The organism is Caulobacter sp. 602-2 (genome assembly GCF_011043625.1).
Lineage (GTDB): Bacteria > Pseudomonadota > Alphaproteobacteria > Caulobacterales > Caulobacteraceae > Caulobacter.
Genome location: NZ_JAAKGT010000011.1, coordinates 21,756 through 47,602, shown reverse-complemented (window position 1 = coordinate 47,602; position 25,847 = coordinate 21,756). Strand labels below are relative to the sequence as shown.

The following is a 25,847-nucleotide window of genomic DNA, read 5'->3' as shown; positions in this document are numbered from 1 at the left end:
CCCCGCGAAGGCGGGGATCCAAGCGGGATCGGAAGGTTGGTCGCCGACACAGGTGAGCCTGAAAGTCAGCTTGGGTCCCCGCCTTCGCGGGGATTGAGCGGGCTGTGGTGGCCGAAGCTAGAACCAGCCGGCTTCCTTCAGCACCGGGGCGTAGGTCCTGCTGACCGGGGCGGCCAGGCCGCCGGCGAGGCTTAGCTCGCCCGCGCCCCGTCGCCAGCGCACCGTCTCGACCGCGTCGGCCGCCACCCACCACGAGCGGTGGACGCGCCAGCCATGGGCGCTGGCCAGTTCGCCCAGGGCGTCGGCGAAACGCAGGGTGATCAGCTCGGCCCCGGCGTCGGTGTGGACCTTCAGATAGTGGTCGTGCGCCTCGACGGCGATCAGCCGCGCCGCGCGGCGCCTGGCCGAAAGCCGCCGCCGGAACACCGCCTCGGCCTCGGGCAGAGGCGGAGCGATGATCGTCCGCGTCTCGACCCGGGCGTCCCGGCGCCGCCAGACCAGCGCCCGCACCGCCATCAGCGCCAGCGAAATCGGCCACACCTGCCAAAGCAGCACCCAGAAGCCTGGCCAGCTCAGCGGCCCGCCCGCCAGCAGATGCTGGACGACCAGCACGAGCAGGGTCACCGGCGGCGTCATGACCAGGGAGACCGCCAGCACCCGTCGCCAGCCCGAAGCCGCCAGCCGCGCCAGCAGCGCGTCGACGGCGATGCCGATCAGCCCGCCCCCGACCATGCAGATCATCCAGTGGAGATAGCGGCCGACGGCGGGCAGGCGCTCGGAGGCGAAAGGGGCGAGGAAGCCCATCAGCAGGCCCACCGCCGCCAGCATGGCCAGATCGACCGCCCATCGTCGCGCGATCGCCCAACCGCCCCGTTCGTCCGTCCCGCTGTCCATGCCGTCCCGTTCGCGCAGCCCCGGCGCCGTTCGCGAAGCAAGGCCTAGCGAGCCGCCGCCCGCCCGGCAACGAGGTTCGGAGAAATCACCTCGGGAAGCCTTCGCCTTGACCACCGCCGCCGCCCCCTTCCGCCCCGCGACCATGTCCTGGCGCGCCCGCCTGGCCTGGACGGCCGTAGCGCTGCTCAGCCTCGGGATCGCGGCCTACTCCGCCCGCTACCTGCTGCATCCGCCGACCACGCCGAGGCAGGCCCTGGGCAATCCGCACGGCGTTCCCTGGCTGGTCATCCACGTCGCCGGGTCGGTCGTCGCGCTGGTGGTCGGATCGCTGCAGTTCATTCCGGCCCTGCGCCGGGGCGCGAGGCCGCCGCATCGCTGGACGGGGCGGGTCTACGTCCTTGCTTGCCTGGTCGGCGGCGGAGCGGGCCTGATCCTGGCGTTCGGCTCCTGGGCCGGCCCGATCGCGACGGCGGGCTTTTCCTCGCTCGCCGTCCTCTGGATCGCCGTGAACATCCTGGGCTGGCGCGCCGCCGTGCAGGGACGCCTGGCCGAGCACCGCCGCTGGATGATCCGGTCCTGGGCCCTGACCCTGGCGGCCGTCACCCTGCGGCTCTACCTGCCGCTGGTGATGATCCTGGAACTGCCGCTCCCGCCCTGGTATCGCGCCATCTCCTTCCTGGCCTGGGTTCCGAACCTGGTCGCGGCGGAGCTTTGGCTGCGGCTCGCGCGCCCCAAGACGACCTGAACCCGTCCACGCCCCAACCAGCCCAGAGAACGACATGCCGTCCCTGCTTGCCGCGACCCTCGCCGCCGTGATCGCGACCGCGCCCTCCCTCGACGCCGTACCCCAGACCCGCCTGGACCCGGCCCTGCGCTGCCGGCTGGGCGCCTACGCCCTGCCGGACGGACAGTACGTGACCATCACCGGCCACGGCGGCCATCCGCGAGATCTGCAGTTCACGCTGTCGAGCGGCGTGTTCGGCCGGCTGCGCGAGGAGGCCGACGGCGCCTATGTCGGCGGTCCGCTCCGGGTCGTCTTCGGCCCCTGCGATGGCGGCGGGCTGCGGCTGACGCGGTCGGGAAGGACCGTGGAGGGCGCGCGCCTGCCCCTGGCCGAGACCCAGACCGACTTCGCCGGCGACGGGGTCACGCTGCACGGCAAGCTGGTGAGCCCGACGGGCGGCCGGGCCAAGGCCCTGGCCGTCTGGATCGACGGCTCCAACAACGATCCCTCCACCGACGACGTCGTCTGGCAGTACGAACTGGCGCGGCGGGGCGTGGCGGTCTTCGTCTACGACAAGCGCGGCACGGGCGCCTCGGGCGGATCGCTTTCGGCGGACTTCCACGTCCGCGCCCGCGACACCGCGGCCGCCGTCGCCGAAGCCCGGCGACTGGCGCCGGGCGTGCGCAGGATCGGCGTGATCGGCGCCAGCCAGGGCGGCTGGGTCGCGCCCCTGACGGCGACGCTGGCGCCGCTGGATTTCGTGATCCCCGCCTTCGCCATGGCCGAAGGGCCGATCGCCCAGGACCGTCGGATCGTCGAGAACCAGCTGCGCGCGGCCGGCTTCGGCGAAGACGTCCTCGCCGAGGCCCGCTCGCTGACCGCCCTCACCGAACGGATCGTCCGCTCCAACTTCCAGGACGGCCTGGAGGAACTGGACGCCTTCCGCGCGACCCACGCCGGCCGGCCCTGGCTGGCGGCCATCCAGCCCCGGTCGTACACGGGCATACTGCTGACGATGTCGGGCGCCGAGGCCAGGGCCGGCGGACCCACGGCAGCTCAGGGCCTGAGCTTCGACTACGAACCCCGTCCGGTCATCGAAAGGATCGAGGCGCGCCAGCTGTGGCTGTTGGGCGGCGCCGACCGTCAGGCGCCCAGCGAGGCCACCCAGGAGATCCTGCGCCAGACGCAGGTCCGGCGGTCCGACCTCGACGTCGTCGTCTACCCCAAGGCCGACCACGGGCTGATCGAGCGCGTCCACACGCCGGACGGAACCGTCAGCGCTCATCCCGGCGGCCTGTTCGACCTGGTCGCCACCTGGATCGAGGACCGGCGGCTTCCGGCCAAAGGTCGCTTCGTCGTCATGCCGGCGAGCGACTGACGTCCGCACGCGGAAACGCCGCCCGGTCTTGCGACCGGACGGCGTCCTAGAGCCTGCATGCAGGCTCGTCTCCAAGCGGCCGCGTGACGGCCGCCGAAACCGCACACACTTTCGGCTGTCACGCGGCTATCCCTTCACGCACACCACCTGGCGCAGCGTGTGGACGATCTCCACCAGATCGCTCTGGGCGGCCATGACCGCGTCGATGTCCTTGTAGGCCATCGGGGTTTCGTCGATCACGCCTTCGTCCTTGCGGCATTCCACGCCGACCGTGGCCGCGACGTGGTCCTCCACCGTGAACCGGCGCTTGGCTTCGTTGCGGCTCATCGCGCGGCCCGCCCCGTGGGAGCAGGTGCAGAACGAGTCCGGGTTGCCCTTGCCGCGCACGATGAACGACTTGGCGCCCATCGAGCCGGGGATGATGCCCAGCTCCCCGGCCTTGGCCGACACCGCGCCCTTGCGGGTCAGGTAGACGTCCTTGCCGAAGTGCTTCTCCTTGGAGACGTAGTTGTGGTGGCAGTTCACCGCCTCCTGCGTCACCACCAGGTCCGGGAAATGCTCGCGGAGCACCCCCAGCACCTGGTCCATCATCACCTCGCGGTTGGCCCGGGCGTACTTCTGGGCCCAGGCCACGGCCCGCACGTAGTCGACGAAGCCGTCGCTGCCTTCGGCGAAGTAGGCCAGGTCCTCATCGGGCAGGTTCACGAACCAGCGGCGCATCTCGTGCTTGGCCCGCTCGATGAAGTAGGTCCCGAACCGGTTGCCGACCCCGCGCGAGCCCGAGTGCAGCATCACCCAGACGTCGCCGGCCTCGTCGAGGCACAGCTCGACGAAGTGGTTGCCCGTGCCCAGCGTGCCCAGGTGCCCGAACCCGCGCGGGTGGGCGGCCTTGGGGTTGCGGTCGACGACGTCGTCGTAGCCGGCCTTCAGCTCCGCCCACTTGGCCGCCGCGATCGCCGGGGGCTCGGTCTGCCAGGCGCCCTTGTCGTTGCGCCCGCCGTTGTCGGTGCGGCCGTGGGGCACGGCCGCCTCGATCGACGAGCGGATTCCGAACAGGTTGTCGGGCAGATGCTCGGCGCGGATCGAGGTGCGCACCGCCATCATGCCGCAGCCGATGTCGACGCCCACGGCGGCCGGGATGATCGCCTTCCAGGTCGGGATCACCGAGCCGACGGTGGCGCCCATCCCCCAGTGCACGTCGGGCATCACCGCCACGTGCTTGTGGATGAACGGCAGGCTGGCGACGTTGCGCAGCTGCTTGAGCGCCGAGTCCTCGATCGGCACCCCTTGCGTCCACGCCTTGATCGGCGCGCCTTCGCTTTCGATATGCGTGAAGCCTCCCATGGGCTTCTCCTTTCCAATCGGCCCTCCCGGCGTCATGGGCGAAGGAATTTCCGCGCAAAAACGAAAAACCCCTCCGGCCAAGGCCAGGAGGGGTTTTCTCGTACTTCCCGAAGTCCGCTTGGACCTAGGCCGTCATCCCCTCCGACACGCGCGCGTCATTACCCTCGACCTGGCGGTCGAGTTGATAGCTGACGGGCATGATCGGCAGGGCTTTGCGCGCCATGATCTTCGAGGTCCTTATCGGGAGGCGGGCGATTACAGGGTTATGCGAACCCGCGCCAGCGTCGAGCGAGCGGCGCGCGCGGAAGTTGCGGGCGGTGTGGCAAATATGCCCCTCCCCCCTTGCGGGAGAGGGTGGCCCGCGAAGCGGGTCGGGTGAGGGGTCGATGACCGACGCCGCGACAGCGGAAAGGCTGGGTGAGGCGCCTCCCGTTTGAGAGACCCCTCATCCGTCATCCTGCGGATGACACCTTCTCCCGCAAGGGGAGAAGGAACTCTAGGCCAGTTCAGGACCGTCCGAGAGGGCTTCACCGATGGCGCGGGCGCAGCCCGGCAGGCCAAGGGCGCCGATGAACGACAGGGCCACGGCGCAGACCAGCATGATCGGTTGGAAGATGCGCATGCGTTATTCTCCACCTTGTCCCGCCCGGCCTGGTCGGCAGGGGGTTGGCCGCAGGGTTGTTAGACCACCGTCCAGCACGCTTAAATCGCAAGCTTGACGTTGGTTCCGGTCGCGACTCCGGAAAACTCAGCATGCGGCATAAATGCCTCAAACTTATGTCAGTCGTCCAGATTACACATGAAGGCCGTAGGCCTTTCGCGCCGCCTCGATCCTGGCCAGCTTGGCGTTCAGCGGCGCCCAGTCGTCGGCCTGGTCGATCGGCGCCCACAGGGCCTCGACCTCCTCGATCAGCAGCTCCTCGGGCTCGGATCGTCCGAACACGGGGTTTTCCAGCCTTTCGGGACGGTCGGGCTCGAAACCCGAAAGCCGCGAGCGGAAATCGGCGAAAGCCGGATCCTGGTAGAGCGCGCCGCGCGGCCCCTCCAGCGCGCGGGCTTGCGAGGCCTCGCCGCCGAACCAGTCGAAGAAGAACGGCTCCCAGCGCAGGGCCTCGCCGCCGGCCAGCTTGGTCCCCTCGGCCAGGGCCTTGAAGGCGGCGTTGACCAGCTCGACATCGGCCTCGCCGCCCCGCCCCTTGACGCCCAGGCGGGCGATCATCGCCTCGCGCAGGCCGTCCTTGTAGGCGTCGGAAAAGCGGTTCAGCGCCGCGATCAGGCCGGCCTGGTCGGGGCTGACCAGCACCAGGCAGGCGGCCAGCTGCTGCAGGTTCCAGAACCCCGCCTCGGGCTGGCGGCCGAAGCTGTAGAGCCCCGAATGGTCGAAATAGGCGGCGGTGAAATTGGGGTCGTTGCGCGGCAGGAAGCGCCAGGGTCCGTAGTCGAAGCTCTCGCCGGTGACGACCATGTTGTCGGTGTTGAGCACCCCGTGCACGAAGCCGGCGGCCATCCAGCGGGCCACGAGGCGAGCGGTGCGCACGACAACCTCCTCGAACATCGCCGCCGGGCGGTCGGGCGCGTCGGCCAGGTGCGGGAAATAGGTCTCGACCACGTGGTCGACCATCGTCCCGATCAGGTCGGCGCGATCGAAATAGGCCAGGCGCTGGAAGGTCCCGAGGCGGATGTGGCTGTGCGAGAGCCTGGTCAGCACCGCCGATCGGGTGGGGCTGGGCTCGTCGCCGCGGGTCAGGGCCTCGCCGGTCTCGATCAGGGAGAAGGCCCGCGAGGTCGGAACGCCCAGCGCCTCCAGCAGGCCGGCGGCCAGGATCTCGCGCATGCCGCCCTTCAGGGTCAGCCGGCCGTCGCCGTGCCGCGACCACGGCGTCTGGCCCGAGCCCTTGGTGGCCAGGTCGAGCAGGCGGTCGGTTCCGGCTTCGCGCACCTGGGCGAACAGGAAGCCCCGGCCGTCGCCGAGCTCGGGGTTGTACGAACGGAACTGGTGGCCGTGATAGCGCATGGCCAGCGGGTTCGGCTGGGCGCCCGGCAGGGGGGTGAACCGCCCGAAATGGGCGATCCACTCGGCGTCGCTCAACTCGTCCAGCCCCACGCTGGCGGCGGCCCGATCGTTGCGGAACCGCAGGATCGTTTCCGGAAAGTCGGCGGCCTCCACCGGGTCGGCGAACTCGCTCCCCAGCGGGGCGAAGCGGGAATCGGGGCGGAAGCGTGCGGAGACCGGCATGGACGCCAGATGCGCCCGCCGCCCCTCCGGCGCAAGGGAAGCCCCCGGATCGGCGATTTTAAGAACCTCGGCATGTTCGCATAACGCTGTCGCAGTTTCGCAACAGGAACCTTCGAACCGTTTCACAGCAAGGTTTTCGCTTGCCGAGCATACGGAGCGCCCATAACCATTGGCTGTCCATTCGAACGATCGTTCGGGTGAAGGCCAATCAAAAAACCGGCGGGGGCGGTGCAAGCGCTCTCGTCATAACGAACCGAGGTAGGAAATGCGCTTTACCCAGGTGCTTCGCGGCACGGCCTCCGCCGTCGTGCTCGCGGGCGTCGCCGCCATCGGCGTCGCCCATGCTCAGGACTCGGCCGCGGCGGCCGCCCAAGAGCCCGAAACCCTTACCGTCGACAGCATCATCGTCACCGCCCAGAAGCGCGAGCAGAACCTGCAGGACACCCCGGTGGTGGTCACTGCGGTCGGCGCCAAGCTGCTGCAGGACACCGGCGTGCGCGACATCAAGGACCTGACGATCCTGACTCCGGGTCTCACGGTGACGTCGACCACGTCGGAAGCCTCGACCACCGCCCGCATCCGCGGCGTCGGCACCGTCGGCGACAACCCCGGCCTGGAAAGCTCGGTCGGCATCGTCATCGACGGCGTCTATCGTCCCCGCAACGGCGTGTCGTTCGGCGACCTGGGCGAAATGGAGCGCATCGAGGTGCTGAAGGGCCCGCAAGGCACCCTGTTCGGCAAGAACACCTCGGCCGGCGTCATCAACATCATGACCAAGGAGCCGGAGTTCGGCTTCGGGGCCAACGGCGAGCTGACCGCCGGCAACTACAACGCCTTCGGCGCGGCGGCCTCGGTCACCGGTCCGCTGTTCGGCAGCGACAAGTGGGCCGGCCGCCTCTACGCCGCCGCCCGCGAGCGCGAAGGCTTCAACAACGTCATCACCGGCAAGGGTCCGAGCGGCGAGAAGCACGACGCCGACCAGAACTTCTACACCGTGCGCGGCCAGCTGCTGTTCGTGCCGGACGACAACTCGACCTTCAAGATCATCGCCGACTACACCAAGCGCGACGAAAACTGCTGCGGCGCCGTGCAGATCCGCACCGGCCCGACCGCGGCCGTGGTCAACGCCCTGTCGCAGGGCGGCGTCGGCATCGCCAACCCGGCCGATCCGTTCAAGCGCGTGGCCTACTCCAACCGCGGCGCGCCGCAGGAGATCGAGGACAAGGGCATCTCGCTGCAGGCCGACATCGACCTGCCGATCGGCACGCTGACCTCGATCAGCGCCATCCGCAACTGGCGCATCGACAGCGGCCAGGACAGCGACTTCACCGCCGCCGACATCACCTACCGCGCCAAGGACGGCACCAACTACGCCGAGTTCACCACCTTCAGCCAGGAACTGCGCCTGGCCGGCAGCACCGAGCGCCTGAACTGGCTGGTCGGCGCCTTCCTGGCCGATGAGCGCCTGGACAACGAAGCCAACTTCCGCTTCGGCAGCGACTACGAAGCCTACATGTCGACGATCGTCCTGTCGGGCGTCGCCGGCGCCCTGGCTCCGGCCGGCATCACGGTCAACCAGGCCAACAGCGCGCTGTTCGCCTCGCAGATCACCGCCCTGCCCTACGGCAGCTCGTTCACCGCCGGCACCGGCCTGCACGACACCTACAACCAGCGCTCCAAGACCGTGGCGCTGTTCACCAACAACACGCTGAAGATCACCGACGCCTTCGATATCACCGTGGGCCTGCGCTACACGGCCGAAGAGAAGGACCTCGACACCTACCAGACGGGCGCCTCCAACGCCTGCGGCGTGCTGCTGACCCCGGCGGGCCAGGCCCGCGTCGCCTCCACCCTGGTGGGCCGCGGCGTTCCGGCCGCCCTGTTCGGCACCGCCACGGGCACCAGCCTGGTCTCGACCGTCGTCGGCAACATGTGCCTGCCCTGGGCCAACCCGCTGTTCAACGGCCGCGGCACCAAGCAGAGCCTGAGCGAGCGTGAGTGGACCGGTACGGTCAAGGCCAGCTACCGCCTGAACCCGTCGGTGTTCACCTACGCCTCGTACGCCCGCGGCTACAAGGGCAGCGGCTTCAACCTCGACCGCACCCAGTCGTCGAACGGCCTGCCCTCGGGCGGCGTGGGCGTGGTGCCGATCACCGACACCTCGTTCCCGGCCGAGTTCGTCGACAGCTACGAAATCGGCGTGAAGAACACCCTGTTCAATCGCACGGTGCTGTTCAACGTCACGGGTTTCTACCAGAAGTTCAGCGACTTCCAGCTGAACACCTTCCTGGGCACCTCGTTCGCGGTGCGCTCGGTCGAGGAAGTGACCTCCAAGGGCGTCGACATCGACTTCCTGTGGTTCACCCCGGTGCGCGGCCTGACCATCCAGAGCGGCGCGACCTACTCCAAGACCGAGTACGGCGACCAGCCGATCGCCAACGACCCGACCAACGCCCTGGTCCTGCTGCCCGGCTCGCAGATGTCGTTCGCGCCGGAATGGTCGGCCTCGGCCTCGATCAGCTACGAGCACTCGGTCGGCGGTTCGCTGAAGGCCAAGTACAACGTCGGCGGCAAGTATTCCTCGGAATACAACACCGGCTCGGACCTGTTCCCGTTCAAGCAGCAGAAGGCCTTCCCGCTGCTCAACGCCCGGGTCGGCCTGGGCGACGCCGACGACAAGTGGGCGGTCGAACTGTGGGCCCAGAACCTGCTCGACAAGAACTACTACCAGGTGGTGTTCAACGGCCCGCTGCAAGGCTCCTCGGGCCTGTCGGCGACCAACAAGGTCTACAACCCGGCCAACGACACCCTCACCTACGACGCCTTCCTCGGCGCGCCGCGCACCTACGGCGTGACGCTGCGGTCGAAGTTCTAAGCAAGACGGCTAGGGGCCCGGCGACGGGCTCCCGGGGCAGGGAAAGGGCGGTCCGCACGGGCCGCCCTTTTTCGTTGGAGCCCGCGTCACCCGGCTAGTCGACCCGCACCAGCAGGCGCAGCCCCTGCTCCATCTCTCCGATCACGCGCCCCACATGGGGGTCGCGCCGTGAAAGCCGGGCGTAGGCGTCGACGGCCGACCCGGGCTCGATCAGGTCCATCCCCAGGCGCTCGGCCGTCACGCCCAGCGCGAACAGGGCCGGCGCCAGGGCGCAGTCGGCGATCGTCAGCTGGTCGCCGACCGCGTACCCCGCGCCGTTCAGGAGTCCGTCGAGCATGGCCACGCCGCTCAACAGCTCCTCGACCGCCCGGCGGGCGACGCCCTCGTCGTTGCGCGGCTGGGCCAGCAGCACCATCGGCGGCATCAGGTAGAGATCGACGTGACGCACCAGCAGCCTGGCCGTCGCCCGGTCGAAGACGTCGGCGGGCAGCAGGGGCTGCGCGTGCGGAAACCGCTCCTCCAGATATTCGAGCAGGACCGCCGACTCCCAGATCGGCCCGCGCTCGTCGAGCAGCACCGGGATGCGGCCGGTCGGCGACAGGTCTCGAAAGTGGCGGCTTTCGCGCCATCCCGCCGGCGGCGGGACCACGCCGATCGGCAGGTCCTTGGCGTAGATCGCGATGCGCACGCGCGCCGCGAAGGGCGAGACGGGAAGGCTTATCAGGTCCATCTTCGGGCTCCGGCCGACCCCTGCGATCCGGGGCGGCGTGCATGTGGCGCTCGCCGGGCGAGCGGCTCAGCCGGCGGCATAGGCGGCCTTCAGCTGCCGGTAGGGCCGTGAGTTGAAGGCGGCGATCGTGGCCAGGACCCCCACCACGCCGGCCGCCGTGAACACCAGCGCGATGCCCCGATCCGCCCCGCGCCCGAACCAGTCGCCGATGGCGGCCGCGCCGGCGCCGTCGGTCATGAAGGGGATGACCACGAACTGGGTCAGCGGGCCGATCAGAAAGGCGGTCAGGGGCGAGGCGGCCTGCTCCACCGACTGGGCGAAGCCGAAGACCCGCCCCTGGCGCTCCAACGGCACCACCTTCTGCAGGGTGGTCTGCTCGGCGGCCTCGGCATAGGGCCCCAGCAGCATCCAGACGAAGCAGCCGCCGGCCAGCAGCCAAATCGACGACTGCAGGGTGAAGACGCAGCAGACGCCCCAGGTGATCAGGTTGACCAGCAGCAGGGTGCGCAGGGGACTGGGCCCCAGGCCGGTCCTGGAAATGACGATCCCGCTGAGGATGAAGGCCGTCGACAGCACGCCGAACAGAAGCCCCCAGGCCTGCACCGACACCAGCGACAGGCCGTAGGCGTCGAGCAGGGCCATGAAGATCCCGCCCAGGAAGTTGTTGAAGGCGGCGAACAGGATCAGGGCGAACAGGCCCGGCACCCCGGCGATCACCCGCACGGTGCCGGCGATGTCCACCCGGCGCGGAGCGGCGTGCTCGCCCGCCTCGGCGACGGCGCGCGGCTCGTCGACCCGCACGGCCAGCAGATGCACGAAGGCCGCCAGCGTCAGGGCCAGGGCGAAGCCGAGGCCGAGCCGCATGCCGCCCCAGGCCACCAGGAAGCCGCTGATCACCGAAGTGGTCAGAAAGCCGATCCCGCTGACCATGCCCACCAGGCCGTTGGCCTTGTCGCGCTGGCCTTCAGGAATGAGGATCGTCACCAGGGTCGGCAGGGCCACGCCCCGGATGTTGCCGGCGATGACCCCCAGCATGCACAGGCCGATGAACACCCACAGCCAGGGCCGGCCGACATCGGCGATCGCGCCCTTCGGCGCCGCCTCGTGCACGGCCAGGGCCAGGACGTAGAGCCCCAGCGAAGCCAGGCTCGAACCCAGCATCGCCGTCTTCTTGCGGTGATGGTCGACCAGGCTGCCGAACCAGAAGCCGCAGGCCGCCGTCAGCACCAGATAGACCCCGGCGATCATGCCGGTGGCGAACACCGAGCGGGTCTCCAGATAGACGTAGAAGGTCAGGGCGAACCAGACCGTGAAGTTGGTGATGTTGGCCGCCAGGTTGTTGGCCAGCAGATGGTGGAACGGGGTCACGACGCGCCTCCACGCGGCGCTGAAGACCGCTTGGCGGCGACCGTGCCAGCGGCGCGTGGCGGGCGCAACGGGCCGCAAGGCCAGGCGGTGGACCCGCCCCGCCCAACATGGCGGGGCCGCCGGCGCGTCGATTGCGCCCTACTTCACCTGGACGACCTGGTTGTCGACTCCGCCGACCTGGCGGCGGATCTCACCGGTGGATCGCCAGCGGATCCGGTGCTCCGAGCCGCTGACGACTAGACGACCTCCAGGCGCGATGGCGGCGTCCACCGAATGCCCGACGCCGGAGACCTCCAGGGTCTTGCAGACCCCGGTCAGGGTGATCGTGTTCTCGATACCGCTGATGGTCGCCTTGCGCCCGTCGCACTCCAGCGATCCGACGTGATTCGCGCCCCAGACCAAGGTCTTGCCCCCGCCTACCGACATGCCGCCGCTCCCCTGCAGGGCGATCGACAGAACCAGGATCGATGCCGTGAACGCGACGCTCATGAATCACTCCAGATTGAGCAATAATGGAATACAATCGATAACCTCCGCCGCCGTCGAGGGCCAGCCCCAGCACCGCCCGGCCTCGCGGCGCCCTTGTAGGTGCGCCCTGGCCACGCATCCATCACCGCAGCGAGGCGCGGTATGAGCGGACGCTCATCGTGACCTCGGCGAAGCTTGTGGGACGTCAACCCCATAGCCTGACAAAAGGGGGGCCAGCGATACAGGGGAAAACCCTGGCGTTTTCGCCCCATTTTCGCTCCGCACGCGCGCCTTTCCCCGTTCCCCCCGCGCGCGAACACCCGCACCCTCGACGCGGGCCGGGGATGGACGCGAGGGCGAGCCGCGCATGAAAGCGATCAGACTTCTCGGTTTCTGGATCTGCCTGCTGCTGGGCCTGGCGCTGGCCGCGCTGGCGCAGAGATCCCCGCCGGTCGTTCCCGCCAGCGCCCCGCCAGACGCCTTTTCCGCCGAACGCGCCATGGCCGACGTGCGGACCATCGCCCTGCGTCCCCACCCCACCGGCTCGACCGACATCGTGCGGGTGCGCGAGCACCTGATGGCCCGCATCACCGCCCTGGGACTGGAGCTTTCGGTCCGCGCCGACGAGGGCTATGCCGGGCCGCGCAACGACGGCCGCTGGCTCGCCGCGGGCACGGTGCAGAATGTCATCGGCGTGCTGCCCGGCGCCGATCGCACCAAGCCCGCCGTGCTGATCATGAGCCACTACGACTCGGTGGCCAACTCGCCGGGCGCGGCCGACGACGCCGCCGGCGTGGCCGCCGCCCTCGAGGTCGCCCGCGCGCTGAAGGCCGGCCCAACGCCCGCCCGCGACGTGATCTTCCTGTTCACCGACGGCGAGGAGCAGGGCCTCTTGGGCGCCGACGCCTTCTTCGCCCGCGACCCGCTGCGCCAGAAGGTCGGCGTAGTGATCAACATGGAGGCCCGCGGCGACAGTGGCCGGGCGGCGATGTTCCAGACCGGCCCGCAGAACGGCGCCCTGATGGCGCTCTTCGCCCGCGAGGCCAAGCGGCCGGCCGCCAACTCGCTGGCCGCGGCCGTCTACGAGAAGATGCCCAACGACACCGACTTCACCCACGCGGTGAAGGCCGGCCTGCCCGGGCTGAACTTCGCCTTCATCGACGACCAACTGGCCTATCACACCCCGCTGGCCCGCGCCGACCACCTCGACCAGGGCAGCCTGCAGCACTTCGGCGATCAGGTGCTGCCCACCGCCCGCGCCCTGGCCAGCGCCGCCGACCTGCCGGGCAAGGCGCCCAACGCCATCTATTCCGACGTCTTCGGCCTGACCATGGTCAGCTATCCGGTCACGGTCGGCTGGGGTCTGCTGGCCCTGGCCGGGGCGCTGGTGCTGTACGCCCTGGTGCGCGGCCTGATGATCCGGGGAACCAGCGCCGTCGAGCTGCTCAAGGGCCTCTGCGGCTTCCTGCTGGTGGGAACCTCCGGGGCGCTGGTCCTGCACCTGACGGGCAAGCTGCTGAACATCGCCGACCTGCAGGCCCACTACGCCCTGCTGGGGCGGTTTGATCCGCTGCTGCTGGGCTGCACCGCCATCCTGGTCGGCGTGGCCCTGGCCGTGGTCATCGGCCAGGCCAAGGGCGCGGCGCGGATCTGGCCCAGCCTGCTGGCGCTGGCGGCCGGCGGCCTGACCTGCCTGATCGGCGGACCGCCCGCGCTGGATCCGATCGGCGTCGGCCTGGGCGCGGGCAGCGCCGTGCTGGTCTGGGCCTCGCTGGGCAAGCCGGTGGGCGTGCTGGGGGCCTGGATCGGCGCCCTGGTCGGCCTGCTGGCCATCGCCGTCGCGGCCATGATCCTGCTGCCCGGCGGCTCGGTGATGGCCGTCTGGCCGCTGCTGGTCGCCGCGCTCGCCGCCGTGCTGGTGCTGGCCAAGGGCGGCACCCGCGACCGCCGCGTGGCCTGGGCCCTGACCGCCTGCGTCGCCCTGGCGGCGATCGTGGTCGTCACCCAGGTCGGTGCCTGGGGCGCGTGGACCTTCGCCGGACTGGGCGTGACCCTGCCGGCCGTGCTGGCGGCGTTCGGCCTGCTGGCCCTGCCCGCCCTCGTGCCGCTGGCCCACGATTTCTCGGCCCTGAAGCTGGCGGCCATTCCCGCCACCCTGGTCGCCGCGCTGGGCGGCGGCCTCGTCGCCTATGCGGTGCTGGCGGGCGCCACGCCGGCCCGGCCGGAACTGACCGAGGCGGCCCACCTGTCGGACCTGTCCAGCGGCCAGGCCTGGCGGATCTCGACCCTGCCGCGCCTGGACGCCTGGTCGCGCGGGGCCCTGACCGCACAGGGCGGCGCGCCGGCCCAGCGCGACCTGCCGCCTTTCTTCCGCTCCAAGGTGTGGATGGCCGAAACGCGGCCCGTGCCGCTGGATCCGCCGCAGCTGGTGCTGGAGCAGGCCGGCGAGCGGCTGCTGGTGCGGGTGATCCCCGGCCCCGGCGCCGAGTACGTCACCCTGCGCATCAAGCCCGACGGCATGCTGGCCGGCGCGCGCCTGAACGGCCGCCCCGTCCCCTTGGCCACCAAGCGCGGCGAATGGACCAGCCTGACCTACCACGCCCCCGATCCGAACGGCGTGACCCTGAGCTTCAGCCGCCTGAACGGCAGCGGCCACGTCGAGGCCGCCGCCCTCGAAACCCGCGAAGGCTGGCCCCGCGCCGCCCCCTCGCCCGGCGCCAAGCCCGACGGCCTGATGGGCTGGGGCGTCTCCGACAAGACCCTGGTGCTGACCCGGGCCAGCGTGCGGTGGTGAGCCGCCCCTGAAAACCTCTCCCATAGGGAGAGGGAGGGGCCCGCCGCGCAGCGGTGGGAGGGTGAGGGGTTACGCCCTCACCGCATAAACCCCTCATCCTCCCAAGCCTGCGGCTTGGCCCCCCCCCTTCTCCCTCTGGGAGAAGGGGAGCTCAGTGGGAGAAGGGCTGCCTTACTCCGCCGCCTGCTTGGGCGCGTAGCCGAGGATGGCCTTGGTCTCGAGGAACTCGCCGAAGGCGTGGTCGCCCCATTCGCGGCCATTGCCGCTCATCTTGTAGCCGCCGAACGGGGCCATCAGGTCGGGGCTGGCGCCATTGAGGTTGACCTGGCCGGCGCGCAGCTTGCTCGCCACCTTGCGCACCTCGCCCGCATCGGTCCCCGAGACATAGGCCGCCAGGCCGTACTCAGTGTCGTTGCCGATCGCCACGGCCTCGTCGACGCTGTCGTAGCCGAGGATCGACAGCACCGGGCCGAAGATCTCTTCCTTGGCGATGGTCATGTCGGGGGTGACGTTGGCGAAGACGGTCGGCTTGACGTAGTAGCCGGTCTCCAGCCCCTCGGGCTTGCCCGGACCGCCGGCCACCAGGGTCGCGCCCTCGTCGACGCCCTTCTGGATCAGGCCCTGGATCTTGGTCCACTGCACCTCGGACACCACCGGGCCCAGCTTGGAATTGCCGCTGGGATCGCCCACCGTGTGGGCCTCGGCGGCGGCCTTGGCGATGGCGATCACCTCGTCCATGCGCCCCGCCGGCACCAGCATGCGGGTGGGCGCATTGCACGACTGGCCCGAGTTCATCATCACCGACGCCACGCCGCCGCCGACGGCGCGCTGGAAGTCGGCGTCGTCGAGGATGATGTTGGGGCTCTTGCCGCCCAGCTCCTGGTGCACGCGCTTGACGGTCGGGGCGGCGTTCTTGGCCACCTCGATGCCGGCGCGGGTCGAGCCGGTGAACGACACCATGTCGACTTCAGGATGGCTGGACAGCGCGGCGCCGACCGTGGGGCCGTCGCCGTTGACCAGGTTGAAGACGCCGGCCGGCACGCCGGCGGCCTCGAGGATCTCGGTCCACACCCAGGCCGAGAACGGCGCGACCTCGGACGGCTTCAGCACCATGGTGCAGCCCACGGCCAGGGCCGGCGCGACCTTGCAGGCGATCTGGTTCACCGGCCAGTTCCACGGGGTGATGAAGGCGCAGACGCCGATCGGCTCCTTCACCAGGCGGGTTGTGCCGCGATCTTCCTCGAACCTGTAGTCCTTGAGCACCTGCAGCGAGGTCTGGACGTGGGCGATGCCCATCGCGGCCTGAGCGCGCTGGGCCAGCCAGGCGGGGGCGCCCATCTCCTCGGTGATGGCCTTGGCCATGTCCTCGAAGCGCTTCTGGTACTCGGCGATGATCCGCTCGAGCAGGTCGATGCGCTCCTCGCGGCTGGTCTGGGAATAGGTCGCGAAGGCCTTGCGAGCGGCGCGGACCGCCAGGTCGACGTCCTCGACCGAACCCAGGGTCACCCGGCCGGCCACGGCCTCGGTGGCGGGATTGATGACGTCCACCGTCTTGTCGGACTTCGGCTCGACCCACTGGCCGTCGATGTAGAACTTCAGGTAGTCGCGCATGGGTTCCTCCTGCCGGGCCGCTCTAACCTGGGACGGGGGCGGCGCTCTTTCAAACGCTCATTCTAATTATCGGCGATCAGGTGGGAAGGGCTTTCCCGCGCCGCCCCACCCGGCGACGCCGCCAGCGCCGGGCCCCAACTCCCGAATATTGACTTCAAATTCCAACATGTGAGGAATGCTGCAACACGGGCGCGTGACGCCCGACGCATGGGGAGACGCGGCATGGCTTTCGACCTACCGAGCCGGCGGATGGCGCTGGCGGGCGGACTGGCCGCGCCGCTGCTGCCGGGCCTGGCCCTGGCTCGCCCCCTGCCCCGCAAGCTGGTGCGCCCGACCGCGCCCTTCGACATGCCCTCGATCGGCGTGCCCGACTTTTCGAGCGCCCGGCGGTTTCCCATCACCGACTTCGGCGCCGACCAGGGCGACCAGGGCAGGACCAGCGCCGCCTTGTCCGCGGCGATCAAGGCGGCCAATGCGGCCGGCGCCGGCGTGGTGGTGGTGCCTGCAGGAACCTGGCCTACCGGCAAGGTGCACCTGAAAAGCAACGTCGCCCTGCACCTGGCCAAGGGCGCGACCCTGCTGTTCTCGGAAAAGCCCGCCGACTACCTGCCGCCCGTCCAGACGACGTGGGAGGGGCTGGAGTGCTGGAACTACTCGCCGCTGGTCTACGCCTTCGCGTGCGAGAACGTGGCGATCACCGGCCCCGGCCGGCTGAAGGCGAAACTCGACGTCTGGCGCGAGTGGTACAAGCGGCCCAAGCCGCACATGGACGCCCTGGTGGCGCTCTATCACCAGGCCGCCAAGGGCGAGCCGGTGGACGCTCGCCGGATGACGGCCGGCGAGGCCAACCTTCGCCCGCAGTTCATCCAGTTCAACCGCTGCCGCCACGTATTGATCGAGGACGTCAGCATCGAGGACAGCCCGTTCTGGGTGATCCACCCGTTCCTCTGCACCGACGTCGTGATCCGGCGGGTGAAGATCCGCGCCCACGGCCACAACAACGACGGCGTCGATCCGGAGATGAGCCAGAACGTGCTGATCGAGGACTGCGTGTTCGACCAGGGCGACGACGCGGTGTCGGTGAAGTCGGGCCGCGACCAGGACGCCTGGCGCTTAGGGGTTCCCACCCGCAACGTCGTCATGCGCGACTGCCAGATCAGGAACGGCCACCAGCTGATGGCCGTCGGCAGCGAACTGTCGGCGGGGATCGAGAACGTCTTCGTCGACAACTGCCATTTCACCGGCGACGGGAAGGGCGAGGACGGCTGGGCCGTGCCGATCGCCAACCTGCTGTTCGTCAAGACCAACGAGCGGCGCGGCGGCTTTGTGCGCAACATCCACATGCGCAATGTCAGCGCCACGAAGATCGCCGGCAGCGTGCTCGCGGTCGACACCGACGTCCTCTACCAGTGGCGCACCCTGGTCCCGACCTACGAGCGGCGGCTCACCGCGATCGAGGGCCTGCGGGTCAGCGACGTGCGCGTCGCCGAAGCCGGCTCGGTGTGCAGCCTCAAGGGCGAGAAGGACCTGCCGATCCGCGACGTACGGCTGCGCCGGGTGTCGGTCGGCAAGGTCGCCGGACCGGTGAAGACGGAGAACGTGACGGGGTTTTCGACGCAGTAGGCCCTCTCCCTGTGGGAGAGGTGTCGGCGAAGCCGACGGAGAGGGGAGAGGCTTCCAGGCCGGCCAATTCGGCGGCGGCTGAAAACGTCCCCCCTCCGGCCCTTCGGGCCACCTCCCCCAAAGGGGGAGGATCTTCGTCTTACATCCGCTCGGGCGTCTCGACGCCCAGCAGGTCCAGCGCCAGCTCCAGTTGCTTGAGCGCCGTCTGGGCCAGGGTCAGGCGCGAGGCGCGCACGGCCGGCTCGTCGGCGCCCAGGATCGGGCAGGCGGCGTAGAACTTCGAGAAGCCCTGAGCCAGCTTGTAGGCGTGCTCGGCCACGAAGTTGGGGGCCTTCTTGTCGTAGGCCTCGCCAAGCGCGCCCTCGAAGGCGTCCAGCAGCAGGGTCAGGTCGCGTTCGGCCTGCTCGGCGACGATCACGGGTCCGCCTTGGGCGCCCTGCTCGGCCGCCTTGCGCAGGATGCTCTTGATACGGACGGTCTGGTACAGCAGGTAAGGGCCGGTCTTGCCCTCGAAGCTGGTGAAGCGGTCGAGGTCGAAGACGTAGGAGGTGCCGCGGAAGTTCTGCAGATCGGCGAACTTCAGGGCGGCGACGCCCACCTTGTGCGCGGTCTCCTCGAAGGCTTCCGGCGACAGTTCCGACCCAAGGCCGGCTTCGCGCAGGCGCTCCCGCGCCTTCTCGCGGGCCATCTCGATCAGGTCGTGCAGCTTCAGCACGCCGCCGGCGCGGGTCTTGAACGGCTTGCCGTCGGCGCCGTTCATGGTGCCGAAGCCGATGTGCTCCAGGCCGCCCGGCTGGGCGTAGCCGGCCAGGTAGGCGGCGCGGAACACCTGCTCGAAGTGGTCGGCCTGGCGCTGGTCCACGCAGTAGAGGATCAGGTGCGGGTCGAACGACTGGCGACGATCCAGGATCGTGGCCAGGTCGGTCGTGCCGTACATGGCCGAGCCTTCCGACGAGACCACCAGCAGCGGATCGGGGCTCTCGACCTCGATCACCGAGCCGTCGGGCAGCTTCTTCTTCTTGGTCTCGCCCGGACGGGCCACGCGGACGATGCGGGCGCCCTGGTCCTCGACCAGCAGGCCCTTGTCCTCCAGCTGGCGCACCATCGGCGCGATCAGCGGGTCGGCGTCGCTCTCGCCCTTCCACAGGTCGAAGTCGACGCCCAGGGCGTGGAACTCGCGCTCCAGCGCCACGCGGCTGACGTCGACGAAGTGCTTCCACAGCAGCCGATAACCAAAGCGGCCGTTCTGCAGGTCGGCCGTCGCCTTGCGGGCGCGGTCGCGGTACTCGGCGTCTTCCTTGGCGCGCGCGGCGGCGGCCGGATACAGGCGGTCGAGGTCGGACAGGGTCACCCGGCCGGTGAACTCGGCGCGCACCTTGGCGGCGTCGGCGTCGGAGAAGTCGCGCGGGGCGTCCGGCAGCTTGTCCATCAGGGCCGCGATGAAGGCGTCCTCGTCCATCACCGCGGTGATGAGCAGGCCCATCTGGAAGCCCCAGTCGCCGAAGTGGGCGTCGCCCACCACCTGGTCGCCGCGGAAGCGGTACAGGCGCTTGATCGACTCGCCGATGATCGACGCGCGCAGGTGGCCCACGTGCATCGGCTTGGCGACGTTGGGGCCGGCATAGTCGACCAGCACGCGGCGCGGCTCTTCCAGCAGGCTGGCGCCGGCGCGCTCGTCGGCGGCGATCTCGTCGGCGCGGGCGGCCAGGGCCGCGGGGCTGACGCGCATGTTGATGAAGCCGACGCCGGCGATCTCGACCGAGGCCAGGCGCGGATCGGCCTTCAGCTGCTCGACCACCTGGACGGCGATCTCGCGGGGGTTACGCTTGGCGCTCTTGGCCGCGGCGAGGGCGCCGTTGCACTGGAAGTCGGCCAGGTCGGGCCGGTCGGACGCCGTGACGCGCCCGAAGTCGGGAGACAGTCCGGCGGCCTGGAAAGCGGCCGCGGCCGCCTCGCTCAAGGACCGCTTCAAATCGTTCATTGCTTAGGAGGAGTCCCTGCTTGCTGGGCTTGGGCGGCCTGGCCGGCGTTGACGCGGAAGCGCTTGCCGTCGCGGTTGAAGGCGGCCATTTCCGGGGTGACGTCGAAGCCGATCAGGACTTCGAAATTGCTGCCGCTCGTCGTGGCTTCGGCGCGCGGGATGGTGATGGTCTGCAGCTTCTCGGTGGCGTAGACGCGGTCGCCGCTGGCCGGGAAGGTGATCGGCAGGTCGAAGTATTCCTTGGCCAGGACGTCCTTGTTGCGCTCGGTCACGGCCACCCAGTAGCGATAGGTCTTGCGGCTCTCGGTCGCTTCGGGGCCGCGGCCCAGCGAGAACAGCACCTCGACCTGCATCTTGATGGGGTCGTCGCTCTTGTAGGCGCAGCCCGAGGACACGCCCTGGATTTCGCCGGTGTAGGCGGTGGCCGCGGCGCTTTCCTTGCCGCCCTTGAACTCGACATAGCGGCTGGCGTCGTACAGCACCTTCACGAAGGGGCACGGGCCGGCGTTGCGCAGCTGGGCCAGCGGAGCCTTGGGCTGGTTCCACTCCTCGTCGCGCTTCTTCTTCTTGGAGCCGTCGTCCTCCTGGCCGCCGCCCTGGCCGCCGCGGCCACCGCCCTGGGCGTAGGCGCTGGTGGCGGTGACGGCGATCGACAGGGCCATCAGGGCGCTGAAGGCGACGGAAAGCGTGCGGCGCATGAAACGTCCGGTTCGAGAAGGATTGCCAGAAAGGGAAAGGCCCCACCCGGCGTCATGCAGCCTGATAAAGGCATATGCGTGACCTCGCAACGGGCGCACGTTGCAGCGGCGTCGTCAAAACGCCATGCGCGGGCGCCTTCGCGACGTCTGGCGCCCGGAGCCGCGAACGCTTAGGTTCCGCGCCATGACCACGCCCGCCCCGATCCGTCCCAAGCTTCGCCTGTTCCTGGCCAGCCCGCGCGGCTTCTGCGCGGGGGTCGACCGGGCCATCCAGATCGTCGAGCGGGCCATCGAGAAGTTCGGCGCGCCGGTCTATGTGCGCCACGAGATCGTCCACAACCGCCACGTGGTCGATCGGCTCAAAGCCCTGGGCGCGATCTTCATCGAGGAGCTGACCGAGGCCCCCGACGACCGCCCGGTGGTGTTCTCGGCCCACGGCGTGCCCAAGTCGGTGCCGGCCGAAGCCAAGGCCCGCGAGATGATCTATCTCGACGCCACCTGCCCGCTGGTCTCCAAGGTGCACGTCGAGGCCCAGAAGCACTTCGACAACGGCCGCGAGATCGTGCTGATCGGCCACGCCGGCCACCCGGAGGTCGTGGGCACCATGGGCCAGCTGCCCGAGGGCACGGTGGCCCTGATCGAGGACATCGACGACGCGCGCACCTGGCAGCCCAAGGACGCCTCGAACGTGGCCTTCCTGACCCAGACCACCCTGTCGGTCGACGACACCGCCGACATCGTGGCCATGCTCAAGGAGCGCTTCCCCGGCATCGCCGCGCCGCACAAGGAAGACATCTGCTACGCCACCACCAACCGCCAGGACGCGGTGAAGATGCTGGCCGAGGCCTCCGACCTCATTCTGGTGGTCGGCTCGCGCAACTCGTCCAACTCGGTGCGCCTGAAGGAAGTGGGCCTGAAGGCCGGCGCCAAGGCCGCCTACCTGATCGACGACGCCTCGGGCCTGGACTGGAGCTGGTTCGAGGGCGTGGAAAGCATCGGCCTGACCGCCGGCGCCTCGGCGCCTGAAGACCTGGTGCAGGGCGTCATCGACGCCATCAGCGGCCACTTCGACCTGGAGATCGAGGAACTGGTCGAAGCCCGCGAGACGGTGACCTTCAAGCTGCCGCGCCTGCTGACGACGGCCTGACGACTAGGGCGCGTCGATGACGCGCGAGCGCAGCCAGTCGGTCAATTCAGGGATGCCGATCTCGCCGGCCGCGACCGCGAACATAACCTCGGTTGCATCGTCAGGCGCCGCGGCGAGCCAAAGACCGTTGTCCTCGAGGAACATGCCGAGCGCCATGAATGCCGCGCGCTTGTTGCCGTCGATGAAGGGGTGGTTCGAGGCGACAGCTACGGCATAGGTGGCGGCGAGCTCGATCAGGTCCGCGACACCCTCATAGGCATGACGGTTCACCGGACGAGCCAGGGCCGAATTCAGAAGACCCTGATCCCGCACGCCGCTTGCGCCGCCCGTCTCGGCCAGCACCAAGTCGTGCCAACGGATCAGCAGCGCCTCGTCGATCCAGACCGGCTCGTTCACCGGCGACTACTTCGCCAACGCCTCGAAGGTCGAACGATAGCGTTCGAGGAAAGCCCGGCCACGTTCGAAGCGCTCGTCCGTCGATCGCGCCGCCAGGGTGAACGGGCCACCCGCCTCGCCGTCGATAACCAGCGTATCGCCGGCCTTGGCGCCGAGCAGGACAAGCAGCTCCTCGGTCAGTTCGACCTTAACCGCCTCGCCTTGTTGCTCGATCTTGAGTTCGATCATGGAGCGCTCCTTGCGGCAGAAACCATAGCACGCCCCTCTTGCCGCCGACAGGAGCCGCTTGACCGCCAGCGCGCGGCGCCGCATCCCGCGCCCATGGCCGTCTACACCGACATCACCGATCAAGAGCTCGAAGCCTTCCTGGCCGAGTACGACCTGGGCGCCCCGCTGGCGTTCAAGGGCATCGCCGAGGGCGTGGAGAACTCCAACTTCCTGCTGGAGACGGAGACCGGCCGCTACATTCTGACGGTCTACGAGCGCCGCGCGCGCCCCGAGGACCTGCCCTACTTCCTCGACCTGCTGGGCTGGCTGGCCGATCGCGGCTATCCCTCGGCGCGGCCGGTCGGCGACAAGACGGGCAAGACTCTCAAAACCTTGCGCGGCAAGCCCGCCGCCATCGTCGAGTTCATGCCGGGCCTGTCGGTGCGCAAGCCCACCCCCGCCCACTGCCGCGAGGCCGGCGAAGGCCTGGCCTGGCTGCACCTGGCCGGCGAAGGCTATGCGGGGCGCCGCGCCAACGACCTGGGCCAGCCGCACTGGGCCCCGCTGTTCTCCAAGCACCGCCAGGCCGCCGAAGACCTGAAGCCGGGCCTGGCCGCGACGATCGACAAGGACCTGGCCGAGATGGCCCTGGCCTGGCCGCGCAACCTGCCCACGGGCACGATCCACGCCGACTATTTCCCCGACAACGTCTTCTTCCGGACCGACGGCAAGTTCGCGGCGACCATCGACTTCTACTTCGCCTGCGACGACGCCTACGCCTACGACGTGGCCGTGACCCTGAACGCCTGGTGCTTCGAGGCCGACGGCAGCTTCAACATCACCGCAGCGCAAGGGCTGATCGCCGGCTACGAGCGCCGCCGCCCGTTGAGCCCGGCCGAGCGCGACGCCCTGCCGATGCTGGCCCGCGGCGCGGCCATGCGCTTCTTCCTGACCCGCCTGGCCGACTGGAACGCCACGCCCGCCGGCGCCCTGGTGCGCCCGAAGGACCCGCTGGAGTACGAGCGCAAGCTGGCCGTCCACCGCGAAGGCCTGTCGCTGTTCGGGGGCCGCGCGTGACCCCCAAGCTCGTCATCTACACCGACGGCGCCTGCCGCGGTAATCCCGGCCCCGGCGGCTGGGGCGCGGTGCTGATGTACGGCGACAAGCGCAAGGAGATCTGCGGCGGCGAGCTGGCGACCACCAACAACCGCATGGAGCTGATGGGCGCGATCATGGCCCTGGAGGCGCTGAACCGCCCGACCAAGGCCGAACTGCACACCGACAGCCAGTACGTGATGAAGGGCGTCACCCAGTGGATCCATGGCTGGAAGGCCAAGGGCTGGAAGACCGCCGACAAGAGCCCCGTGAAGAACGTCGACCTGTGGCAGCGCCTCGATGCGGCGCGCCTGCGCCACGAGGTCGACTGGCGCTGGGTCAAGGGCCACGCCGGCCACGAGCACAACGAACGCGCCGACGAACTGGCCCGTCGCGGCATGGAAGAGACGCTGAAGAAGCGCTGACGAAACGGCAGGCTTCGCGTCGCGCGGGTTCGCCGATAGCCTCCCCCAAACACGACCTGGGGAGGCAACGAGATGAACACGATGATCGCGCCGGTGCTGGCGCTGGTGAGCTGGTCGCTGGTGATGTGGGCGTGGATGTACGCCCAGCGGCTGCCGGCGATGACCAAGGCCGGGATCAAGCCGCAGGACGCCCGGTTCCCCGGCGCGCTGGACGTGCTGCCCGACGCCGCCCGGCAGGCGGCCCACAACTACAACCACCTGATGGAGCAGCCGACGATCTTCTACGCGGCGGCCCTGGCCATCGCCGTGGCCGGCCACGCGGACGGAACCGCGCTGGCCCTGGCCTGGACCTATGTGGCGCTGCGGATCGCGCACAGCCTGGTGCAGGCGAGCGTCAACATCGTGATGGCGCGGTTCCTGGCCTTTGGCCTGTCGACGCTGGTGCTGGTGGCGCTGGTGGTCAGGGAGTGGGTGAAGCTCATTTCCTGATCCCTCTCCCCTTGCGGGAGAGGGTGGGCCGCGAAGCGGGTCGGGTGAGGGGTCTTTCAAATATCAACGCTGCGAGGGCGGAAACGCCGGGCGAGGCGGCTTTCGTTTGAGAGACCCCTCATCCGGCGGCTTCGCCGCCACCTTCTCCCGCAAGGGGGAGAAGGATCAGTCTTCAGACTCGCACCAGGTCTTGATCAGCTGATGGGCGATGGCCAGGGTCGGCGGGGCGAAGGCGTCTTCGATTTCGCCGCGGATCAGGGCCTTGGCCTCGTCCTTGTCGAACCAGCGGACGGCTTCCAGTTCGGTCTGGTCGGGGGCGGCCTGGTCGCTGTCGACCTCGGCGATCATGCCCATCATCAGCGAGGCGGGGAACGGCCAGGGCTGGCTGGAATGGTAGCGCACCTTGGTGGCCACCAGGCCCGCCTCTTCCTTCAGCTCGCGGGCGCAGGCCTCCTCGATGGTCTCGCCCGGCTCGACGAAGCCGGCCAGGGCCGAGAACATGCCGGCGGGCCAGGCCGCCTGACGGCCCAAGAGGCACTTGCCGCCGTGCACGGCCAGCATGATCGCCACGGGGTCGGTGCGCGGGAAATGCTCGGCGTGGCAGGAGGGGCAGATACGCTTCCAGCCGCCGTCGACGACGTCGCTCTTGTTGCCGCAGTTGGCGCAGAACGGGTGCTTGCGCCGCCATTCGAACATCGACTTGGCGGTGGCCAGGATGCCGGCGTCGGGCGCGGGCAGGGTCGCGGCCGCGCCGCGCAGTTCCTCGAACCGGCCAAGGCCCTGCAGCGCGCCTTCCGACGGGTCGGCCGCGCCCTCCAGGTCGACGGCGAAGACCGCGATGTCCTTCCACAGGCCCATGAACAGCAGGCGCTCGTCGGTGCCGGCCAGCTCCTTGGCCATGTCCGCGCGCAGATAGGCGATCTGGACGCCGGTCGGCTCGTCGTCGGCTGAAGGCGAATCCTCGACCAGCACCTTGCCGTTCCAGACGGCGACGGCCAGGGACTGGGGGTCCTCCAGCTTCTCGGCGATCCAGCTGGCGTCGCCTCGGCGCTCGCCGGCGCGGTCCAGCGGATTGCCCGCGAAGATGTTGACGATCTCGGAAAGCGGCATGGGTCGATTCTGTAGAGGCTGGCCGGGCAAAGTGTAAGGGGTTTTGGCGTCCGGCGCCCGCCCAGCGACGGACCGGCGGCGAAGAGTCGTCACCGGACGGAGCGCTTGGCGCTTGCATATCGCGCGATGAGTCGCGATATACCCCCTCGGAGATCGGCGACGGACGATGGCCTCGCCAACCTGGTCAGGGCCGGAAGGCAGCAGCCACAACGAGATCACCCTCGGGTCGCCCGCCGGTCTCCACCTTACCCCTT

The 25,847-nt window shown here is 69.6% G+C and carries 22 protein-coding genes, 1 other RNA gene and 1 pseudogene; 10 read left to right on the top strand and 14 right to left on the bottom strand.

The genetic code is table 11. The features are described 5' to 3' along the window. Positions 1–117: 117 nt before the first annotated feature. Positions 118–894, bottom strand: coding sequence for a LytTR family DNA-binding domain-containing protein (locus G5B46_RS19090; RefSeq protein ID WP_165261451.1), 777 nt, complete (start codon positions 892–894; stop codon positions 118–120). A gap of 106 nt (positions 895–1,000) precedes the next feature. On the opposite strand from G5B46_RS19090, the gene G5B46_RS19085 reads away from it, so the two are divergent. Further along, positions 1,001–1,639 (top strand): DUF2306 domain-containing protein, encoded by a 639-nt coding sequence (locus G5B46_RS19085; protein WP_240903574.1) that lies wholly within the window; start codon positions 1,001–1,003, stop codon positions 1,637–1,639. A 34-nt stretch (positions 1,640–1,673) separates the two neighbouring features. Next, positions 1,674–2,996, top strand: a complete 1,323-nt coding sequence (locus G5B46_RS19080; protein WP_165261450.1) for an alpha/beta fold hydrolase — start codon at positions 1,674–1,676, stop codon at positions 2,994–2,996. Positions 2,997–3,122: 126 nt separating this feature from the next. On the opposite strand, the gene G5B46_RS19075 is transcribed toward G5B46_RS19080, so the two are convergent. From G5B46_RS19075 to G5B46_RS19065, 4 genes and pseudogenes are all read right to left on the bottom strand, one after another. Further along, positions 3,123–4,340 carry an RtcB family protein gene (locus G5B46_RS19075; protein WP_165261449.1) on the bottom strand — a complete coding sequence of 406 codons (1,218 nt, stop codon included), beginning with the start codon at positions 4,338–4,340 and terminating at the stop codon, positions 3,123–3,125. 331 nt (positions 4,341–4,671) lie between these two features. Further along, positions 4,672–4,756 (bottom strand): annotated as a pseudogene (locus G5B46_RS24525) (hypothetical protein); the annotation flags it as partial. Positions 4,757–4,836: 80 nt separating this feature from the next. Continuing rightward, on the bottom strand, positions 4,837–4,962 hold the full coding sequence (locus G5B46_RS19070; protein WP_101716832.1) for a hypothetical protein: 126 nt from the start codon (positions 4,960–4,962) through the stop codon (positions 4,837–4,839). Between the two features lie 171 nt (positions 4,963–5,133). Then, positions 5,134–6,576, bottom strand: a complete 1,443-nt coding sequence (locus G5B46_RS19065) for a protein adenylyltransferase SelO (protein WP_165261448.1) — start codon at positions 6,574–6,576, stop codon at positions 5,134–5,136. A 265-nt stretch (positions 6,577–6,841) separates the two neighbouring features. On the opposite strand from G5B46_RS19065, the gene G5B46_RS19060 reads away from it, so the two are divergent. Further along, on the top strand, positions 6,842–9,451 hold the full coding sequence (locus G5B46_RS19060; RefSeq protein ID WP_165261447.1) for a TonB-dependent receptor: 2,610 nt from the start codon (positions 6,842–6,844) through the stop codon (positions 9,449–9,451). Positions 9,452–9,545: 94 nt separating this feature from the next. Here G5B46_RS19060 and G5B46_RS19055 read toward each other — a convergent pair whose 3' ends face one another. From G5B46_RS19055 to G5B46_RS19045, 3 genes are all read right to left on the bottom strand, one after another. Continuing rightward, positions 9,546–10,181 (bottom strand): glutathione S-transferase family protein, encoded by a 636-nt coding sequence (locus tag G5B46_RS19055; protein WP_165261446.1) that lies wholly within the window; start codon positions 10,179–10,181, stop codon positions 9,546–9,548. Between the two features lie 66 nt (positions 10,182–10,247). Then, complete coding sequence (locus tag G5B46_RS19050; RefSeq protein WP_165261445.1) at positions 10,248–11,549, bottom strand: MFS transporter; 1,302 nt, start codon at positions 11,547–11,549, stop codon at positions 10,248–10,250. 138 nt (positions 11,550–11,687) lie between these two features. Continuing rightward, positions 11,688–12,038 carry a DUF3060 domain-containing protein gene (locus tag G5B46_RS19045; protein WP_165261443.1) on the bottom strand — a complete coding sequence of 117 codons (351 nt, stop codon included), beginning with the start codon at positions 12,036–12,038 and terminating at the stop codon, positions 11,688–11,690. A gap of 346 nt (positions 12,039–12,384) precedes the next feature. On the opposite strand from G5B46_RS19045, the gene G5B46_RS19040 reads away from it, so the two are divergent. Continuing rightward, positions 12,385–14,811, top strand: coding sequence for a M20/M25/M40 family metallo-hydrolase (locus G5B46_RS19040; RefSeq protein WP_165261441.1), 2,427 nt, complete (start codon positions 12,385–12,387; stop codon positions 14,809–14,811). Positions 14,812–14,982: 171 nt separating this feature from the next. Here the strand turns inward: G5B46_RS19040 and G5B46_RS19035 are convergent, their stop codons facing one another. After that, positions 14,983–16,422 carry an aldehyde dehydrogenase family protein gene (locus tag G5B46_RS19035; protein WP_165261439.1) on the bottom strand — a complete coding sequence of 480 codons (1,440 nt, stop codon included), beginning with the start codon at positions 16,420–16,422 and terminating at the stop codon, positions 14,983–14,985. A 222-nt stretch (positions 16,423–16,644) separates the two neighbouring features. Between G5B46_RS19035 and G5B46_RS19030 the strand changes: the two genes are divergently transcribed. Beyond that, positions 16,645–18,045 (top strand): glycoside hydrolase family 28 protein, encoded by a 1,401-nt coding sequence (locus tag G5B46_RS19030; protein WP_165261437.1) that lies wholly within the window; start codon positions 16,645–16,647, stop codon positions 18,043–18,045. Between the two features lie 139 nt (positions 18,046–18,184). On the opposite strand, the gene G5B46_RS19025 is transcribed toward G5B46_RS19030, so the two are convergent. Together G5B46_RS19025 and G5B46_RS24215 are read right to left on the bottom strand one after the other, a co-directional pair. Continuing rightward, positions 18,185–20,026, bottom strand: coding sequence for an arginine--tRNA ligase (locus G5B46_RS19025; RefSeq protein ID WP_165261435.1), 1,842 nt, complete (start codon positions 20,024–20,026; stop codon positions 18,185–18,187). Then, entirely contained in the window at positions 20,023–20,724 is a 702-nt protein-coding gene (locus G5B46_RS24215; RefSeq protein WP_205691768.1) for a Tat pathway signal sequence domain protein, read from the bottom strand. Before G5B46_RS24215 ends, G5B46_RS19025 begins: the two co-directional genes overlap by 4 nt. A gap of 184 nt (positions 20,725–20,908) precedes the next feature. Between G5B46_RS24215 and ispH the strand changes: the two genes are divergently transcribed. Next, the gene (gene ispH / locus G5B46_RS19015) at positions 20,909–21,871 is read left to right on the top strand and encodes a 4-hydroxy-3-methylbut-2-enyl diphosphate reductase (RefSeq protein ID WP_165261433.1); all 963 of its coding nucleotides are present in this window, start codon (positions 20,909–20,911) and stop codon (positions 21,869–21,871) included. 3 nt (positions 21,872–21,874) lie between these two features. Here the strand turns inward: ispH and G5B46_RS19010 are convergent, their stop codons facing one another. Then, a complete protein-coding gene (locus G5B46_RS19010) occupies positions 21,875–22,267 on the bottom strand; it encodes a type II toxin-antitoxin system death-on-curing family toxin (RefSeq protein ID WP_165261431.1) in 393 nt (130 codons plus the stop codon). A 6-nt stretch (positions 22,268–22,273) separates the two neighbouring features. Continuing rightward, entirely contained in the window at positions 22,274–22,495 is a 222-nt protein-coding gene (locus G5B46_RS19005; protein WP_165261429.1) for an AbrB/MazE/SpoVT family DNA-binding domain-containing protein, read from the bottom strand. 93 nt (positions 22,496–22,588) lie between these two features. Between G5B46_RS19005 and thrB the strand changes: the two genes are divergently transcribed. The 3 genes from thrB to G5B46_RS18990 all read left to right on the top strand — a co-directional run bounded on the left by thrB (position 22,589) and on the right by G5B46_RS18990 (position 24,483). Beyond that, positions 22,589–23,551, top strand: coding sequence for a homoserine kinase (thrB, locus tag G5B46_RS19000; RefSeq protein WP_165261427.1), 963 nt, complete (start codon positions 22,589–22,591; stop codon positions 23,549–23,551). Continuing rightward, positions 23,548–23,994, top strand: coding sequence for a ribonuclease HI (gene rnhA / locus G5B46_RS18995; RefSeq protein ID WP_109102588.1), 447 nt, complete (start codon positions 23,548–23,550; stop codon positions 23,992–23,994). Before thrB ends, rnhA begins: the two co-directional genes overlap by 4 nt. Before the next feature lie 72 nt (positions 23,995–24,066). Further along, complete coding sequence (locus tag G5B46_RS18990; protein ID WP_165261425.1) at positions 24,067–24,483, top strand: MAPEG family protein; 417 nt, start codon at positions 24,067–24,069, stop codon at positions 24,481–24,483. 165 nt (positions 24,484–24,648) lie between these two features. Here the strand turns inward: G5B46_RS18990 and nudC are convergent, their stop codons facing one another. After that, entirely contained in the window at positions 24,649–25,593 is a 945-nt protein-coding gene (nudC, locus tag G5B46_RS18985; protein ID WP_165261423.1) for an NAD(+) diphosphatase, read from the bottom strand. A gap of 147 nt (positions 25,594–25,740) precedes the next feature. On the opposite strand from nudC, the gene ffs reads away from it, so the two are divergent. Next, an RNA gene (gene ffs, locus G5B46_RS18980) (signal recognition particle sRNA small type) lies at positions 25,741–25,839 on the top strand. Positions 25,840–25,847 lie beyond the last annotated feature (8 nt).

What these genes read in the sequence shown, in the direction of transcription:
- G5B46_RS19090 (WP_165261451.1), bottom strand. Translation starts at nt 894, where the DNA reads ATGGACAGCGGGACGGACGAACGGGGCGGTTGGGCGATCGCGCGACGA.
- G5B46_RS19080 (WP_165261450.1), top strand. Translation starts at nt 1,674, where the DNA reads ATGCCGTCCCTGCTTGCCGCGACCCTCGCCGCCGTGATCGCGACCGCG.
- G5B46_RS19075 (WP_165261449.1), bottom strand. Translation starts at nt 4,340, where the DNA reads ATGGGAGGCTTCACGCATATCGAAAGCGAAGGCGCGCCGATCAAGGCG.
- G5B46_RS19070 (WP_101716832.1), bottom strand. Translation starts at nt 4,962, where the DNA reads ATGCGCATCTTCCAACCGATCATGCTGGTCTGCGCCGTGGCCCTGTCG.
- G5B46_RS19065 (WP_165261448.1), bottom strand. Translation starts at nt 6,576, where the DNA reads ATGCCGGTCTCCGCACGCTTCCGCCCCGATTCCCGCTTCGCCCCGCTG.
- G5B46_RS19060 (WP_165261447.1), top strand. Translation starts at nt 6,842, where the DNA reads ATGCGCTTTACCCAGGTGCTTCGCGGCACGGCCTCCGCCGTCGTGCTC.
- G5B46_RS19055 (WP_165261446.1), bottom strand. Translation starts at nt 10,181, where the DNA reads ATGGACCTGATAAGCCTTCCCGTCTCGCCCTTCGCGGCGCGCGTGCGC.
- G5B46_RS19045 (WP_165261443.1), bottom strand. Translation starts at nt 12,038, where the DNA reads ATGAGCGTCGCGTTCACGGCATCGATCCTGGTTCTGTCGATCGCCCTG.
- G5B46_RS19040 (WP_165261441.1), top strand. Translation starts at nt 12,385, where the DNA reads ATGAAAGCGATCAGACTTCTCGGTTTCTGGATCTGCCTGCTGCTGGGC.
- G5B46_RS19035 (WP_165261439.1), bottom strand. Translation starts at nt 16,422, where the DNA reads ATGCGCGACTACCTGAAGTTCTACATCGACGGCCAGTGGGTCGAGCCG.
- G5B46_RS19030 (WP_165261437.1), top strand. Translation starts at nt 16,645, where the DNA reads ATGGCTTTCGACCTACCGAGCCGGCGGATGGCGCTGGCGGGCGGACTG.
- G5B46_RS19025 (WP_165261435.1), bottom strand. Translation starts at nt 20,026, where the DNA reads ATGAACGATTTGAAGCGGTCCTTGAGCGAGGCGGCCGCGGCCGCTTTC.
- G5B46_RS24215 (WP_205691768.1), bottom strand. Translation starts at nt 20,724, where the DNA reads ATGCGCCGCACGCTTTCCGTCGCCTTCAGCGCCCTGATGGCCCTGTCG.
- ispH (WP_165261433.1), top strand. Translation starts at nt 20,909, where the DNA reads ATGACCACGCCCGCCCCGATCCGTCCCAAGCTTCGCCTGTTCCTGGCC.
- G5B46_RS19005 (WP_165261429.1), bottom strand. Translation starts at nt 22,495, where the DNA reads ATGATCGAACTCAAGATCGAGCAACAAGGCGAGGCGGTTAAGGTCGAA.
- thrB (WP_165261427.1), top strand. Translation starts at nt 22,589, where the DNA reads ATGGCCGTCTACACCGACATCACCGATCAAGAGCTCGAAGCCTTCCTG.
- G5B46_RS18990 (WP_165261425.1), top strand. Translation starts at nt 24,067, where the DNA reads ATGAACACGATGATCGCGCCGGTGCTGGCGCTGGTGAGCTGGTCGCTG.
- nudC (WP_165261423.1), bottom strand. Translation starts at nt 25,593, where the DNA reads ATGCCGCTTTCCGAGATCGTCAACATCTTCGCGGGCAATCCGCTGGAC.